Raw genomic sequence first — 15,127 nt, forward strand, 5'->3', positions numbered from 1 at the left:
CATGTCGACCCTTTCCGCGCCCTCGTCCCTCCTCGCCCGCGGCCAGCAGCACGCCACCCGCGCCGCCTTTTTCCTGCCCGGCTTCGCCACCGCCGCCTGGGCGCCGCTGGTCCCGTTCGCCAAGAACCGCACCGGTCTGGATGAAGGCTCTCTCGGTCTGGTACTGCTGTGCCTGGGCGCCGGTTCGCTGCTGGCGATGCCGATCGCGGGCATGCTCGCCGCACGCCACGGCTGCCGCGCCGTCATGATCGCCACACTGGTGATGGTGATCGCCACCCTGCCCCTGCTGGCCATCGCGCCCTCACCAGTGACCCTGGGCCTGGTGCTGTTCGTGTTCGGCGCCGGCGTGGGCGCGTGCGATTGCGTGATGAACATGCAGGCGATCATGGTGGAGCGCGACAGCGGCCGGCCGATGATGTCCGGCTTCCATGCCTTCTACAGCATCGGCGGTGCGGTCGGCGCCGGTGCGATGACCGCGCTGCTGGCGCTTCACCTGCCGCCGTGGCTGGTGTGCCTGCTGGCCTCGGCGGTGATGGCCGCGCTGCTGGCGATCTCGCTGCCGTACTGGCGGACCGACAAGGCGCCCAGCGATGCGCCGATGTTCGCGGTGCCGCACGGCGTGGTGCTGGCGATCGGCGTGCTGTGTTTCGTGGCGTTCCTGGCCGAAGGTTCGGTGCTGGACTGGAGCGCGGTGTTCCTGCATGAAGTGCAGCAGGTCGATCCCTCGCGCGCCGGCCTGGGTTACCTGGCCTTTGCCATTGCGATGACCGTGACCCGGCTGGTCGGCGACGGCGTGGTGGCCAGGCTCGGCCGCCATCGTTCGATCCTGATCGGCAGCCTGGTCGCGGCGTCGGGCTTCGCGCTGGCCACCTTCGCCACCTGGATGCCGCTGGCACTGTGCGGCTACGCCCTGGTCGGCCTGGGCTGCGCCAACATCGTCCCGGCCCTGTTCTCGATGGCCGGCAACCAGAAGGTCATGCCGGAAAGCCTGGCCATCCCGGCGATCACCACGCTTGGCTATGCCGGTGTGCTGGCCGGCCCGGCACTGATCGGTTTCGTGGCGCAGGCCAGCAGCCTGGTGTTCGCCTTCACCGCGGTGGCGGTGACCCTGGTGCTGGTGGGGCTGTGTGCGCGGTGGGTGCGGGCGTGATGGCGGGCGACTGAACGCCTGGCCATGGCCGCTGGCAGGACCAATGCGCATGATTCCCATTTCAGGTACGATCCGCCGGCTTTTCCCCAGGCGCGCACGCGCGCGGCCTGCCCTCGCCCGACCGGACCGCCGTACCCATGCACGCCCTTCCCGCCCGCCCCACCCTCGCCGCCATCGCAGCCGCCATCGGCCTGGCGTTGGCCTGCACCCCGCGCCTGGCCGCAGCGCAGGCCGCCGCGCCCGACGCCACGCAGCTGGATGCCGTCACCGTCACCGGCAACTGGCTGGACAACCCCACCGAAGCCAAGCTGCTCGAGCACCCCGGTGCGCGCAGCATCGTGGAGGCGCAGCGCATCGCCGAGAGCGGCTCGACCAGCGTGCGTGACGTGCTGCGCCAGATTCCCGGTGTGCAGGTGCAGGAAAGCAATGGCACCGGCGGCAGCGATGTGTCGCTCAACGTGGGCGTGCGCGGCCTCACCTCGCGCCTGTCGCCGCGCTCCTACGTGTTGATGGACGGCGTGCCGATGTCGTATGCCCCGTATGGCCAGCCGCAGCTGTCGCTGGCCCCGGTCGCGCTGGGCAACCTGGAATCGGTGGATGTGGTGCGCGGTGCCGGCTCGGTCCGGTACGGGCCGCAGAACGTGGGCGGCATCATCAACTTCGTGACCCGCGCGATTCCGAAGGACTTCGCCGGATCGCTGGGCTTCGCCTCGGAGATGTACGGCCAGGGCGGCAACGTCAAGACCGTTCCCAGCCTGTTCCTGGGCGGCACCACCGACGGCGGTCTGGGCGCGGCGCTGCTGTACTCCGGCACCCACGGCGACGGCTGGCGCAGCAGCAACGACAAGACCGACATCGACGATATCCTGCTCAAGGCGTCCTATGCGTTGGGCAATGCGGGCGACCTGGCGATGTCGCTGCACCACTTCGAAGGCAGCGGGCGCATGCCCGGTGGCCTGACCACGGCCGAGTACGCCGCCGATCCGTTCCAGTCCACCCGCCCGTATGACGTGTTCAACGGGCGCCGCAGCGATGGGTCGCTGAAATACAGCTACAGCGACGGTACGAACAACGTCGAGGTGCTGGGCTACTACGTGGATTCCTTCCGCGGCAGTTACATCGAGCAGGACGGCACCGGCGCCACCACCGGCCAGCGCCGGCTCACCGCCGCGCCGCGCAGCTACCACTACCTGGGCGTGGAGCCGCGCTATTCGCGCCTGTTCACCACCGGCACCGTGGTGCAGGAAGTGAGCGTGGGCTACCGCTACCTGAAGGAGGCCAGCAGCGAGGTGGCCTCGCGCACCCGCTACTACCGCCCTGACGCTGCGGTGGCCGCCTTCGATCTGCCGCTGCTGCCGTACCAGACCAGCCGCGGTGGCACGACCGCCCATGCGTTCTACATCGATGACCGCATCGATATCGGCAACTGGACCATCACGCCCGGCGTGCGCGTGGAAGACATCCGCACCTTCAACACCGTGACCAACCTGGCCACCAGTGGCGCGGTCACCAGCGTGCTGACCCCGAGCATCGATTCGCGCGAGACCCTGCCCACGCTGTCGGTGCTGTACCGCCTGAGCGATCACTGGTCCCTGTTCGCCAATGGCGGCAAGTCGTTCGGCCCACAGCAGTACAGCCAGCTGGCCTCGACCACCGAGGGCCTGCACCCGGAATCGGCGACCACCTATGAGCTGGGCACGCACTACAACGGCAACGGCCTGAGCGGTGAGTTCACCCTGTTCAACGTCGACTTCGACAAGGAACTGCAGCTGGCCCGCTCGATCGTCGGCGAAGGCATGTGGACCGACCTGGGCGCGACCCGGCACCGCGGTGCCGAATCGGCGCTGCGTTACGACATGGGCCAGCTCAGCGACGCACTCACCGGCCTGCAGCTGTCGATGACCTACACCTGGACCGAGGCCACCGCCCGCGCCGGTGCGTTTGCCGGCAAGGACCTGCCGCTGTACTCGCGCAATGTCGGCTCGTTCGGCGCGCGCTATGCGATCGACCGCTGGACCTTCAACGCCGATGTGTTCGCCCAGTCCGGCCAGCGCTCGCCGGGCACCCCGAACCCCGGCGCGGCCTATGTGACCGAGGAAGACCCGACCGGCCGCCTCGGCGACATTCCCGGCTACGCCACCATGGCCGTGCGCGCCGGCTACGACTTCGGGCCAGAGCTGCACGATCTGAAGCTGGCGATCGGGGTCAAGAACCTGTTCGACCGCCGCTACTACACGCGTTCCACCGACAACAACGGCGGCAAGTTCGTCGGCCAGCCGCGCACGCTGTACCTGCAGGGCACCGTCGCATTCTGAGTCAGCGCCGCTGCGCGGCCTGCACGGTCGCGCAGCGCAACACGGCGGTGGTGGCAGCGGGCGTTACCATCGGGTGACTGCTTACCGGATGCGCACCATGACGGACCTGTCCTTCGATCCCCGCCCGCGCCGCGCGGCCTTCCGTGCACTGCATGACACGGGCTGCTTCGTGCTGCCCAATCCGTGGGATGCGGGCAGCGCACGTTACCTGCACAGTCTCGGCTTCCAGGCGCTGGCGTCGACCAGTTCCGGCTATGCGTGGAGCCAGGCCCAGGCCGATGGCACGTTGACGCTGGAAGAAACGCTCGCCCATCTGCATTCCCTCGCGGCTGCGACGCCGCTGCCGTTGAACGCCGATTTCGGCGATGGCTTCGGCCCCCTGGAGGAGGTCGGCCGCAATGTCACCCGGGCCATCGCGACCGGCGTGGCCGGCATCTCCATCGAAGATGCCAGCGTGGATCCTGCGAGCCCGTTGCGCCCGCTGGATGATGCCGTGGCCCGGGTGCGCGCCGCCCGCCGCGCGATCGACGAATCCGGTGAGGACGCGCTGCTGATCGGCCGCGCCGAGAACTTCTTCGTCGGCCGTCCCGACCTGCATGATGCGATCACCCGCCTGCGCGCCTATGCCGAGGCCGGCGCGGACTGCCTGTACGCACCGGGCATCAGCACCCGCGAGCAGATCGAGGCCGTCGTGGCTGCGGTGGCACCGCGACCGGTCAACCTGCTGGTCGGCAGCGCGCTGCCGTTCACCCTGCAGGACATCGCGGCGATGGGGGTGCGCCGGGTCAGCGTCGGCGGTGCGATGGCGCGCACCGCCTGGGGCGGAATGATGCGCGCCTCGCAGTTGCTGAGGGACGAAGGCCGCTTCGACGGCTTCGCCGATGCGGCCTCCGGGGCAGCGCTGAATCAACTGTTCCGCTGACCACGGTCAGTGGCTGGACAGCACCACCACCGCGCCGGTGACCAGTGCGATCCCTGCCCAGCCGATCGGACGCAACCGATTGCCGAACAGCACGCGCCCGCAGAGCGCGGTACCGATCACGCCAATGGCGCCCCACATCGCATAGGCCGTGGCCAGATCCAGGGTCTTGACGGCCTGGCCGAGCAGCGCGAAGGCGATCCAGACCAGCACGATCGCGGCGAAGCCCCAGGCCGGCTTACGGAAGCCATCGGACTTGGCGACCATCATGTTGGCGGCGATGTCGATCAATGCCGAACACAGCACGAACAGGAAGGCAGTGAGGTTCATGGCGCGTGCTCCTCGCCGAGGGTGACGCAGACGATGCCGACCGCCGCCATCACCAGCCCGATCATCTGCTGCCCCGACAGACTGTCGTTGAACACGAATATGCCGACCAGGGTCAGCAGGGTCAGGCCCAGGCCTTCCCACACCGCGTAGGCGACACCGACCGCGATGCCGCGCACCGACAGCGCCAGGAAGTAATACGAAATGGCCAGGGCCACGGCCATCACCCCATAGCCGAGGTAGCCGCCATGACGGGCGGCATCGGCCATGAACGACGTGCCGACCACTTCGGCGACGATCGCCACGGTCAGGCAGGCCCAGGCGATCAGACCGCCACGGGCACGGGGTTGCGACTGCACCTGTGTGTGCATGGAAAGCTCCTCGATTGCGGCCGGGCGATGGCACCCGAGCGACGCGGCCATTATCATCGGCTTTTCCATCAGACCAAAGATGGAACCCATCGACAAAGGCGATACATCCATGCGCTATGGCCCGGAATCCCTGCATGCCTTCGTCGAGGCTGCGGCACTCGGCTCGTTCTCCGCCGCGGCACGCCGCCTGAAGAAAACCCAGTCGACGATCAGTACGGCGATCGCCACGCTGGAGGCCGACCTGGGCCTGACCCTGTTCGACCGCAGCGGCCGTTATCCGGTGCTGACCGAAGACGGCCGTAAAGTGCTTGGCCATGCGCAGGAGATCCTGGCTGCCGCCGACCGCCTGGAGCAGCTCAGCATCCGTTTGGCCGATGAGGTGGAGCCGCGCCTGAGCCTGGTGTTCTCGGACATCTATCAGCTCAACCCCGACCAGCACCTGCTGCGCCGTTTCGAACAACGGTTTCCGGATATCGAGCTGGAGTGGCTGGATGCCGAAGGCAGCGATGTGCTTGATGTCGTGCAGCGCGGCCGCGCCCATATCGGGCTGATCCCGCATCAGCCTTCGTACCCCTCCGAACTGGCGGTGCGCGCCCTGCCCCTGCGTGCGGAGATGGCGGTGTTCGTTGCCGCCGATCACGCGCTGGCCGCGCTGCCCGCACCGGAGGAATCGCACCTGGCCGGTCATCGCCAGATCTGCCTGAGTGGCAACGCGCTGCGCGACGGCCAAGCACGCGGGCGCATGTGGTCGGCCTCGGACTATCTGATGGTGCTGGAGATGGCCGAGGACGGCTTTGGCTGGGCCGAACTGCCACGCGCGCTGGTCGCGCGCTATGGCCGGGGCATGCTGGTGGAGCTGCCCCTGCCCGGCTGGCCACGGTTGGTTTCCACGGACGCGGTGTGGCAGAAAGGCGCACCGCTGGGGCCGGCAGCGCTGTGGTTGCTGGATCAGTTCCTGGGGGCAGCCAACGCGTAATCGATTGCCGCGCAGATCGCCGCTACCTGGGCGTCATTGCACTGCTGCGGGGTGGCGCGCGGGCTGTCCGGATACACCTCGGTCGTGGTGGTGTAGGTCGCGCCGCTGACGCTGGCGCACAGGCCCAGTTTTTCCAGTGGATACTCGATCACGCCCGGGGCCACCACCGGCGAGCCGATGATCTCGCCCTTGTCGTCGGCCGGGGCGATGTGAGTCACCCGCTCGACGGCCGCATTGACGGCGGTCTGGAACGCCGGCTGCGGATTTTCGGTGTCATCCACCAGATAGAACCCATCCGGGATCAGACCCGGTTCGAACGGCTTGCCGTCGCGCGCGGCCAAGGCCGGGCGGAACTCGGTTTCATCGGTGTCGGTGGTTTCGTGCAGATCGATATGCATCACGATACTGCCGCGCAGCGGCGCGACCAGGGCGATCAGCGCGGCCGATTCAGCCGCCGGGCTGTTGGCCATGAAGGAGCGGTTCGGATCGATCGCATCGGCGTTCCAGCGCTGGATGCGCTCATAGCCCCACGGGCTGACGCAGGGCACGACCAACAGATTCGCACGACCGGCATAGTCGGCCGCGCGGGTCTGCAGGAACTGCAAGGCGCCCTGCACGCCGCTGGTTTCGTAGCCGTGGATGCCACCGGTGACCAGCATCGTCGGCAGCGCCGGCGTCCAGTCGCGGCTGCGCACGGCGAACAGCGGGTACTGGTCCGGGGCGTAATCCAACGTGCCGTACTGGCTCACATCGAAGCGGCTGCGCAATGCCTCCAGCACGGGCAGCACGTCATCGGCATAGCGCCGCTGCGGCAGCTGGCGGGCACGCCACTGCGCCTTCTCCGCAGCGCCCCAGGGCCGGCCAGGGGTACCGATGGGATAGAAGGAGGCGTCGTTCATGGCGTGCTCGTCTGTGTTGCGGTGTGGAACCGCGATTTTACCACTGCCGCACCGGCCGGCCCCGGTTACGCGCGGGCAAGCGCTGCGATCGCTTCATCAACAGGCTGGTCGCCTTCGGTCAGTTCGATGATCGTGCGCCGCACCTCGGGGTGTTCCACCAGCGCGACCAGCGTGGCGGCCACATCGGCGCGCGGGATGTCGCCATAGGCGATCGCCGGGCCCGCGGCGACGCGGCCGGTGCCTGCTGCATCTTTCAAGGTGCCCGGGCGCAGGATCACCCAGTCCAGATCGGTCGCGGCCAGATACACATCGGCACGCTTCTTGACCGTCATGTAATTCTCGAAGCCCTCGCCCATGCCCTTGTTGCGGCCGGCTTCCGGGAATGCCGAGACCAGCAGGAAGCGGCGCACGCCGGCCTGCCTGGCGGCATCCACGGCCAGCGCCAGGCCACGGCCATCGATGGCGTTGGTCACCTCCACACCAGCGCCGCCCGCACCGGCGGTGAAGACCACGACATCGCTGCCGGCCATGCTGCCGGCGAGCGTAGCCACGTCGATGGCAGTGAGGTCGCCAGAGACCGACGTAGCCCCCAGCGCGCTGAGTTCATCGCCCTGCCCTGCACGGCGATGCAGCGCGAGCACGCGATGCGCTCTGTCAGCCAGCTGCTTGACGAGATGACGGCCAACCTTGCCGGCGGCGCCGACGATGAAAACACTGCTCAAGACCCTTCTCCTGTGTCGATCTGCCTGGAAGGGTACGCAGGCGGATGTGACACGGCCGTCCGCGTCACGCGCCGACGTTCAGCCGCCGCGGTACTGCGCGTCGCTGACCTGTTCCATCCACGTCACCGGCGAGCCGTCGACCGCTTCGGCGATCGCGATATGCGTCATCGCGGTGGTGGCCTGCGCGCCATGCCAGTGCTTGACGCCCGGCGGAATCCAGACGATGTCGCCGGGGCGGATCTCGCGCGCGGGCTTGCCCCACTCCTGCACGCTGCCCACGCCTGCCGTCACGATCAGGGTCTGGCCCAGCGGATGGGTATGCCATGCGGTGCGGGCGCCGGGTTCGAAGGTGACCGTGGCACCACCGACACGTGCGGGTGCATCGGCCTGGAACGGTGCATCGATGCGGACACGCCCGGTGAAGTAGTCGGCCGGACCGGCGGCAGAGGCAGTGCTGCCGGCGCTGGTGATGCGGATGGGTGCCGTCCCGGCGGGACCGGTGGCGGCCATCGAAAGCGACAGCGCGGCAGTGAACAGGTCCATGAAGCGATCTCCTGGGGGAGCGACGGATCCCGCCGCGGGAAGACCACTGTAGGCGCGCCCCGGTGCGGACACTACCCATCGCAACCGGGATGCAGCCATGACCTTGACTCATCAATGCACAGAGAGAATGCCGCTTGAGTTCATCAGTCCGGCCCGCGCATCATGGACGCGCATGACTGCCATGCGCCCCCGGCCCGCCCCATGGCCCGCGAGAACTTCAACGACCTGCAGGTGTTCGTCACCGTCGCACGTGAGCGCAGCTTCACCCGCGCCGCCGCCCAGCTTGGCGTCTCGCAGTCCGCGCTGAGCCACACCGTGCGCGGGCTGGAAGAGCGCCTGGGCGTGCGCCTGCTGACCCGTACCACGCGCAGCGTCTCGATGACCGAGGCCGGCGAGCGGCTGTACGACACCGTCGCCCCGCGCATGCAGGAGATCGAAGCCGAAGTGGCCGCGATCAGCGAATACCGTGACCGCCCGGCCGGCACCATCCGCATCACCACCGCCGAACATGCGGCCAACACGATCGTCTGGCCGCGGTTGTCCGCGGTGCCGCCCGCCTACCCCGACCTGCACGTGGAACTGACCATCGATTACGGCCTGGCCGACATCGTCGCCCAGCGCTACGACATCGGTATCCGGCTGGGCGGGCGCGTGGCCAGGGACATGATCGCCGTGCCGATCAGCCCACCGCAGCGCATGGCGATCGTGGCCAGCCCGGGTTACTTCGCCACGCACACCGCGCCGCAGGTGCCAACCGACCTGGCCGCACACAACTGCATCGGCCTGCGCCTGCCCACCCACGGCGGGCTGATGGTGTGGGATCTGGAAAAAGACGGCGAGGAAGTGAACGTGCGCGTGGACGGCCAATGGACCTTCAACGGCAGCGGGGCGATCCACCGCGCGGCGCTGGCCGGTGCCGGCCTGGCCTATCTGCCGGAGGACATGGTGCGCGATGACATCGCCGCCGGTGCACTGCGGCGTGTCATGGAGGACTGGTGCGATCCCTTCGACGGGTACTACGCCTACTACCCCAGCCGTCGGCACTCCTCCAGCGCCATGCGAGTGGTGATCGAGGCATTGCGCGCGGAAAGGTAGAGCCGACCGTTGGTCGGCTGACGCGGCGCCCGATGCAGGGCAGCCGACCAACGGTCGGCTCTACCGTGCACATCAGGGGCGCAGCAGCACCTTGCCGTTACGGCCCGGCTCCAGGCTGGCCTTGGCGGCAGCAGCCACCGCATCCAGCCCGAACACACCATCCACCGGCAGACTGAGCCCACCGCGCGCGGCCAGCTGCAGCAGTTCCCCGACCAGGCGGCGCTTGTCCTCCGGCGCCATCGCCTGGCTGACCTTGCTGCCCCAGAAGCCCTTCACCGTGGCCTGCTTGAAGATCACATCGCCCGAGCTGAGCTGCATCGGCTCGCCGGTCATCGACCCGAACGAGACCAGTGTGCCGCCATCGCCCAGCAGCGTCATCAACTCGCTGCTGGCGCGCCCGCCGACCGAATCCACGGCCGCGGCGATCGATGCCTTGCCGACCTTGGCCTGCACCTGTGCCATCCAGTCGGACTGCGCGGTGGAAATGGTGTGGTCGATGCCGAGCCCGGCCATCTCGGCCACACCGGCGTCGCGTCGCACCAGGTTGATGCAGTGCACGCCACGCGCCTTGGCCAGCATCGCCAGGGCTTTGCCGACCGCGCCATTGGCGGCGTTCTGCAGGATCCACTGGCCTTGCTTCACCTGCAGGAACTCCAGCAGCATCAGGGCACTGAGCGGCATGGCGATGAGCTGCGCGGCGGTATTGTCATCGATGCTGTCCGGCATCGGGATGACCATGCGCGCCGGGGCGATGAAGTACTCGGCCCAGGTGCCATGCACCGAAGCGGCGCTGACACGCTGGCCGACCTTCAGGCCGTCGACGCCTTCGCCCAGCGCGTCGATCACGCCGGTGCCTTCGCTGCCACCGACCGCGGGCAGCTCGGGCTTGTAGCCGTACTGACCGCGCACGGTCCACAGGTCGTGGTTGTGGATGGGCGCCAGCACGGTGCGGATGCGCACCTCGCCGGCCGCCGGGGCCGGCTGCGGCACGTCGCCGCCGTGCAGGACCTGGGTCGGGTCACCGAAAGTGGTGTGGATGGCAGCGCGCATCAGTGGCGCTCCTTCATCAGCATGTTCATGAGCGATCTCCTACAGAAAGAATCAACGGCGATGACGGTGCGCGGCGACGATGGCGCGCGGCTGGCGGTAAGCGCGTACGCGCAGCCACACCGTCTGGATCACCACGATGACGATCAGCACCAGCGCCAGGGTGGCGATGTTGGCCGCGCCGGGCAGATCCCAGCCGGACTGCTTGACGTACATACCGGCCAGCGCCCAGATGACCGCGGCCGGATAGGCGAAATGCCCGCGCAGCAGCTGGTTGACCACCAGCACCAGCAGCGTGGCCAGGACCAGCAGCACCAGGCTCCAGCCGAGCATGTTGTCGGTCGGCAGCCAGCCGTAGGCGACGATGACCTGGGCGGTGTTGAGGTAGGCCGCCAACGACAGCCAGCCAGCGTGGAGGCCCAGCGGGTACGCGGCCCACGCTCGCTGGCCGCCCGGGGCGGTGACCGGCGAGGCGCGGTAGGCGGCCACGATCAGGCAGAGCAAGGCGGCCCAGATGATCGCCAGCGCTGGCAGGAACCACTGGTTGGAGAACACCGGCATCCAGGCGGCGGTGAGCGCGAAGCCGGCGGCAGCCCACGGGCGAACCCCGGTGATGTCCGGCTTGCGCAGGCGCAGCTGCCAGAACCCGAACAGCACATCCCACAGGAAGATCAGGCCCCAGATCGCGAAGGCGTACCCGGCGGCGACCAGCAGCGTCGGGTACTGGTCGGAAATTGCACCGTTGGTCGGGCCGAACATGCCGGACTGGGACAACCACGCCACTACGGGCATGGCCAATGCGGCCAACAACACGATCCAACGCATGCACCCACTCCATCTGAAAAGAGCGGTGACGATACGCGGTTCAGGGTTAAGGCGTTGGGATGCCCCAGATTGCAAAGCCTTACTAACATAGCCTCTGCTATATTGCGCCCGTGGACATCCAACACCGCCCTGAGAATTCCCCTGCCTGGCCGTCCTCGGCCGGGCACACGCCCAGCCTGGGTGAGATGAACGCCAGCGTCGCGGTCCCGAGCGGTGGCCATTGGTGGTTCCGCTTGCTGGCCTTCTTGGGCCCGGGCTACATGATTTCGGTCGGTTACATGGACCCGGGCAACTGGGCCACCGATATCGCCGGTGGCGCGCAGTTCGGCTACCTGCTGCTCTCGGTGATCCTGCTCTCCAACCTGATGGCGATCGTGCTGCAGGGGCTCTCGGCGCGGCTGGGCATCGCGACCGGGCGCGATCTGGCCCAGGCCTGCCGCGACCACTACTCGCGCCCGGTGAACCTTGGCCTGTGGCTGCTGTGCGAGATCGCGATCATTGCCTGCGACCTGGCCGAGGTGATCGGCACGGCGATCGCCCTGAAGCTGCTGTTCGGCATCCCGCTGCTGGCCGGCGCGATCATCACCGCGGTGGATGTGGTGCTGGTCCTGCTGCTGATGAACCGTGGGTTCCGCGCGCTGGAGGCCTTCGTGATCGCCTTGCTGCTGGTGATCTTCGGCTGCTTTGCGATCCAGATCTTCATTGCCGCGCCGCCGCTGCAGGCGGTGCTGGCCGGGTTCATTCCGCACGCGCAGGTGGTGACCGATCCGAAGGCGCTGTACCTGGCAATCGGGATCATCGGCGCCACCGTGATGCCACACAATCTGTACCTGCACTCCTCCATCGTGCAGACCCGCGCCTACCCGCGCACGGATGCCGGTCGTCGCAGCGCGCTGCGTTGGGCGGTGACCGACAGCACCATCGCGCTGATGCTGGCGTTGTTCATCAATGCTTCGATCCTGATCCTGGCCGCCGCGGTGTTCCATGCGCACGGCCGCACCGACGTGCAGGAGATCGAACAGGCGTATGAACTGCTGGCGCCGATGCTGGGCGTTGGCCTGGCCTCGACGTTGTTCGCGGTCGCTCTGCTCGCCTCGGGCATCAACTCCACGGTGACCGCGACGCTGGCCGGGCAGATCGTGATGGAAGGCTTCCTGCGGCTGCGGATCGCGCCATGGGCGCGGCGGCTGATGACCCGCGGCATCGCGATCGTGCCGGTGGTGGTGGTCACGGCCATCTATGGCGAGCAAGGCACCGCACGGTTGCTGGTGTTGAGCCAGGTGCTGCTCTCGATGCAGCTGCCGTTTGCGGTGGTGCCGCTGGTGCGGTTCGTCTCGGACAAGGCCAAGATGGGCGCGCTGGTGGCGCCGCGGTGGCTGATCGTGCTGTCGTGGCTGATCGGCGGGTTGATCATCGTGTTGAACGTGAAACTGCTGGTGGACGTGTGGCGGGGCTGAGCCCTGCGTACTTGACCTCAACGTTGGTTGAGGTGGCACAGTGCGTTCTCCCTCTCCCACTGGCAAGCCCAGATCGAGCCACGCAATGACCGACACCTCGCAGCACGCGTTATGGAATGGCCCGGCCGGTGAGGCCTGGGTGGACGCGCAGCGCCTTCTCGACCAGATGTTCGCGCCGCTGGCCACCCACCTGCTGGACGCGATCGCGCCGGGCGACGAACTGCGCGTGCTGGATGTGGGCTGCGGCACCGGCGCGGTGGCGCTGGGCATGGCCGGGCGCCTGGGTCCGGATGCACACGTCACCGGGGTCGACATCTCCGCCCCGATGATCGCCTTGGCGCGCGAGCGCGCGCAGCGAGCCGGACTGGCGGTGGATTTCATCGTCGCCGACGCGCAGCAGCACGCGTTCGCGCCCGGTAGCCTGGACCGGATCGTGTCGCGCTTCGGCGTGATGTTCTTCGATGACCCGGTGCAGGCGTTCGGCCAGCTGCAGCGCGCCGCCAAACGCGGTGGGGTGCTGCAGGCGCTGGCCTGGCGCGGGGCGGACGAGAACGCCTTCATGACCACGGCCGAGCGCGCCGCGGCACCCTGGCTGAGCTTGCCACCACGCCAGCCGGGCGCACCGGGTCAGTTTGCGTTTGCCCAACAGGCCCGGGTCGAGCAGATCCTGGGCGACAGCGGCTGGGAGGATATCGAGCTGCTGACGCTGGATGTGGAGTGCCGCATCGACCGTGCGGATCTGGCGACGTACGTCTCGCTGCTCGGACCGGTCGGGAGCGCACTGCGCAACGGCGACCTCGCTGCGAACGTCCGAACCCAAGTGCTCGACGCGGTGCTGCAGGCGTTCGAGCCGTTCGTCGACGGCGATTCGGTGACGTTCAGTGCCGCCTGCTGGGACGTGCGCGCCCGCGCGTGGTGACCGCCGGCCGGAACCACGCCAGGCGCGGTCGCCCCCTACGGACCCTCTAGCGCCGGCTCATCAGCCTGCTGGTCAGCAGCATCGCCACCAGTGCCATCGCCGCCGCGGTCACGAACGCATACGCGGCGCCGTCTGCATAGGCCTGGCGCGCCAGCAGCGTCAGGCTGCCATGGGCCGCGCCGGGTACCGACAGTTCACCGACCACCACGCGCTCGATCAGTGCGGGCGAGCCCGCCTGCCCGGCCTCGGCAAGTGCGTGGCGGGCGGCGTCGCGTACATGGCTGGACAGCACCGCGCCCAGCGTGGCGAACCCGATCAGGATGCCGGAGAAGCGCGCGGTGGTGCTGATGCCCGAGGCCATGCCGGCGCGGTCCGGCGGGATCACGCTCATGATCGCCTTCTGCGTTTCGCCATTGAGCAGGCCGCCCCCACTGCCGAGCACCGCCATCGCCAGCAGCAGGCCGAGCTGACTGTGCTCCAACAGTGCCACCGCGATGCCGAGATTGCCGATCACGGCAACGCCCAGCCCCAGCGCCAGGATCCGACCGGACGCCCATCGCATGCCGAGCCGGCGGCCCACGAACGGCAGCAGCAGCATCGCCAGCGCGAACGGCAGCATGTGCACGCCGGCCTGCAGCACGCTGTCACCGCGGGCGTTCTGCAGCAGCAAGGGCAGCAGCGAGGCCATCACCTGAACGCAGGCGGCGTAGGCGAACATCGCCAGCACCGCACCGACCAATGCCGGCGCGCGGAACAGGCGCAGATCCAGCATGGGGTGGGCACGGCGCTGTTCGACCACGATGAAGCCGGCGCCCAGCGCGGTGCCGGCCAGCAGCCACGGCAGCACCGCGGTGCTGCCCCAGCCCTCCACCGGCCCACGGATCAAGGCCCAGGTCCAGCACAGCATGCTGCCGGCGAACAGCAGCACGCCCGGCACATCGATGCGGCGGCTGACCGGATCGCGTGATTCGGGCACGAAGACCGCGCTCAGGCCGGCCAGCAACAGGCACAGGGGAAGATTGATATGGAAGGCCCAACGCCACCCTGCCCAGGTGGCGATGGCACCGCCGATCAGTGGCGCGAGCACCATGGTCAAGCCCATGATCGCGCCCCAGATCGCCCAGGCACGCGCGCGGGATGCCGGGCTCTGGTGTGCATGGCCGATCAGCGACAGCGCCGGTGCCAGCATGAAGGCTGCCGCCGCACCCTGCCCGGCCCGTGCCAGGTACAAGGCCATGGCGGTGCCGGCGAGCCCGCAGGCCACCGAGGTCAGTGCGAACAGGCTCAGACCGATCAGGAACAGGCGGCGACGCCCGATCCGGTCGGCCAGGGTGCCGGCGGGCAACAGCAGTGAGGCGAAGCACAGGACGTAGGCACTGACCACCCACTCGATATCCGCGAAGGTGGCCGACAGATCGCGGGCGATGGTCGGCAACACCACGCCGACCACATTGGTATCGAGCACGGTGAGTGCACAGCCGGCCGAACCGAGCAGCAGCACGGCCTCCGCGCGGTGCGCGCCTGCGCGGTTCATGGCCGTGCGATGGCTCGGGGAGTGGCCT

General features: G+C 68.5%; 15 protein-coding genes. 7 read left to right on the plus strand and 8 right to left on the minus strand.

The annotated features are described in order from the left end of the window. Position 1 precedes the first annotated feature (1 nt). The 3 genes from ACTT2I_RS08945 (at position 2) to ACTT2I_RS08955 (ending at position 4,387) form a co-directional block, all read left to right on the plus strand. Complete coding sequence (locus tag ACTT2I_RS08945; RefSeq protein WP_421099893.1) at positions 2-1,150, plus strand: MFS transporter; 1,149 nt, start codon at positions 2-4, stop codon at positions 1,148-1,150. 137 nt (positions 1,151-1,287) lie between these two features. Next, positions 1,288-3,465, plus strand: coding sequence for a TonB-dependent receptor family protein (locus ACTT2I_RS08950; protein WP_421099892.1), 2,178 nt, complete (start codon positions 1,288-1,290; stop codon positions 3,463-3,465). A gap of 97 nt (positions 3,466-3,562) precedes the next feature. After that, positions 3,563-4,387 (plus strand): isocitrate lyase/PEP mutase family protein, encoded by an 825-nt coding sequence (locus ACTT2I_RS08955; RefSeq protein WP_421099891.1) that lies wholly within the window; start codon positions 3,563-3,565, stop codon positions 4,385-4,387. Between the two features lie 6 nt (positions 4,388-4,393). On the opposite strand, the gene ACTT2I_RS08960 is transcribed toward ACTT2I_RS08955, so the two are convergent. Next, entirely contained in the window at positions 4,394-4,714 is a 321-nt protein-coding gene (locus ACTT2I_RS08960) for a DMT family transporter (RefSeq protein ID WP_088434219.1), read from the minus strand. Further along, positions 4,711-5,082, minus strand: coding sequence for a DMT family transporter (locus ACTT2I_RS08965; RefSeq protein ID WP_088434218.1), 372 nt, complete (start codon positions 5,080-5,082; stop codon positions 4,711-4,713). The genes ACTT2I_RS08960 and ACTT2I_RS08965 overlap by 4 nt, the downstream gene beginning before the upstream one ends. A 109-nt stretch (positions 5,083-5,191) precedes the next feature. Between ACTT2I_RS08965 and ACTT2I_RS08970 the strand changes: the two genes are divergently transcribed. Then, entirely contained in the window at positions 5,192-6,058 is an 867-nt protein-coding gene (locus tag ACTT2I_RS08970) for a LysR family transcriptional regulator (protein ID WP_421099998.1), read from the plus strand. Here ACTT2I_RS08970 and ACTT2I_RS08975 read toward each other — a convergent pair. From ACTT2I_RS08975 to ACTT2I_RS08985, 3 genes are all read right to left on the minus strand, one after another. Then, positions 6,031-6,957, minus strand: a complete 927-nt coding sequence (locus ACTT2I_RS08975; RefSeq protein ID WP_421099890.1) for a M14 family metallopeptidase — start codon at positions 6,955-6,957, stop codon at positions 6,031-6,033. The genes ACTT2I_RS08970 and ACTT2I_RS08975 overlap by 28 nt on opposite strands. Positions 6,958-7,022: 65 nt before the next feature. Then, positions 7,023-7,679 (minus strand): SDR family oxidoreductase, encoded by a 657-nt coding sequence (locus ACTT2I_RS08980; protein WP_421099889.1) that lies wholly within the window; start codon positions 7,677-7,679, stop codon positions 7,023-7,025. A gap of 78 nt (positions 7,680-7,757) precedes the next feature. After that, a complete protein-coding gene (locus ACTT2I_RS08985) occupies positions 7,758-8,222 on the minus strand; it encodes a (R)-mandelonitrile lyase (protein ID WP_293984905.1) in 465 nt (154 codons plus the stop codon). 201 nt (positions 8,223-8,423) lie between these two features. On the opposite strand from ACTT2I_RS08985, the gene ACTT2I_RS08990 reads away from it, so the two are divergent. Beyond that, complete coding sequence (locus ACTT2I_RS08990) at positions 8,424-9,317, plus strand: LysR family transcriptional regulator (RefSeq protein WP_421099888.1); 894 nt, start codon at positions 8,424-8,426, stop codon at positions 9,315-9,317. Between the two features lie 72 nt (positions 9,318-9,389). Here ACTT2I_RS08990 and ACTT2I_RS08995 read toward each other — a convergent pair whose 3' ends face one another. Both ACTT2I_RS08995 and ACTT2I_RS09000 read right to left on the minus strand, forming a co-directional pair. After that, a complete protein-coding gene (locus ACTT2I_RS08995) occupies positions 9,390-10,367 on the minus strand; it encodes a zinc-binding dehydrogenase (RefSeq protein ID WP_421099887.1) in 978 nt (325 codons plus the stop codon). A gap of 51 nt (positions 10,368-10,418) precedes the next feature. Further along, on the minus strand, positions 10,419-11,189 hold the full coding sequence (locus ACTT2I_RS09000; RefSeq protein WP_443096832.1) for a hypothetical protein: 771 nt from the start codon (positions 11,187-11,189) through the stop codon (positions 10,419-10,421). A 116-nt stretch (positions 11,190-11,305) separates the two neighbouring features. Between ACTT2I_RS09000 and ACTT2I_RS09005 the strand changes: the two genes are divergently transcribed. Continuing rightward, positions 11,306-12,646, plus strand: coding sequence for an Nramp family divalent metal transporter (locus tag ACTT2I_RS09005; protein ID WP_421099997.1), 1,341 nt, complete (start codon positions 11,306-11,308; stop codon positions 12,644-12,646). A gap of 85 nt (positions 12,647-12,731) precedes the next feature. After that, positions 12,732-13,565 (plus strand): class I SAM-dependent methyltransferase, encoded by an 834-nt coding sequence (locus ACTT2I_RS09010; protein ID WP_421099885.1) that lies wholly within the window; start codon positions 12,732-12,734, stop codon positions 13,563-13,565. 46 nt (positions 13,566-13,611) lie between these two features. On the opposite strand, the gene ACTT2I_RS09015 is transcribed toward ACTT2I_RS09010, so the two are convergent. After that, complete coding sequence (locus ACTT2I_RS09015) at positions 13,612-15,099, minus strand: MFS transporter (protein WP_443096833.1); 1,488 nt, start codon at positions 15,097-15,099, stop codon at positions 13,612-13,614. Positions 15,100-15,127 lie beyond the last annotated feature (28 nt).

The organism is Stenotrophomonas sp. PUT21 (genome assembly GCF_052232875.1).
Taxonomy (GTDB): domain Bacteria; phylum Pseudomonadota; class Gammaproteobacteria; order Xanthomonadales; family Xanthomonadaceae; genus Stenotrophomonas; species Stenotrophomonas maltophilia_N.

Coding starts and splice junctions, on each gene's coding strand:
- ACTT2I_RS08990 (WP_421099888.1), top strand. CDS start 8,424: ATGGCCCGCGAGAACTTCAACGACCTGCAGGTGTTCGTCACCGTCGCA.
- ACTT2I_RS08985 (WP_293984905.1), bottom strand. CDS start 8,222: ATGGACCTGTTCACTGCCGCGCTGTCGCTTTCGATGGCCGCCACCGGT.
- ACTT2I_RS08970 (WP_421099998.1), top strand. CDS start 5,192: ATGCGCTATGGCCCGGAATCCCTGCATGCCTTCGTCGAGGCTGCGGCA.
- ACTT2I_RS08975 (WP_421099890.1), bottom strand. CDS start 6,957: ATGAACGACGCCTCCTTCTATCCCATCGGTACCCCTGGCCGGCCCTGG.
- ACTT2I_RS08955 (WP_421099891.1), top strand. CDS start 3,563: ATGACGGACCTGTCCTTCGATCCCCGCCCGCGCCGCGCGGCCTTCCGT.
- ACTT2I_RS09010 (WP_421099885.1), top strand. CDS start 12,732: ATGACCGACACCTCGCAGCACGCGTTATGGAATGGCCCGGCCGGTGAG.
- ACTT2I_RS08950 (WP_421099892.1), top strand. CDS start 1,288: ATGCACGCCCTTCCCGCCCGCCCCACCCTCGCCGCCATCGCAGCCGCC.
- ACTT2I_RS08965 (WP_088434218.1), bottom strand. CDS start 5,082: ATGCACACACAGGTGCAGTCGCAACCCCGTGCCCGTGGCGGTCTGATC.
- ACTT2I_RS09000 (WP_443096832.1), bottom strand. CDS start 11,189: ATGCGTTGGATCGTGTTGTTGGCCGCATTGGCCATGCCCGTAGTGGCG.
- ACTT2I_RS08995 (WP_421099887.1), bottom strand. CDS start 10,367: ATGCGCGCTGCCATCCACACCACTTTCGGTGACCCGACCCAGGTCCTG.
- ACTT2I_RS08960 (WP_088434219.1), bottom strand. CDS start 4,714: ATGAACCTCACTGCCTTCCTGTTCGTGCTGTGTTCGGCATTGATCGAC.
- ACTT2I_RS08945 (WP_421099893.1), top strand. CDS start 2: ATGTCGACCCTTTCCGCGCCCTCGTCCCTCCTCGCCCGCGGCCAGCAG.
- ACTT2I_RS09015 (WP_443096833.1), bottom strand. CDS start 15,099: ATGAACCGCGCAGGCGCGCACCGCGCGGAGGCCGTGCTGCTGCTCGGT.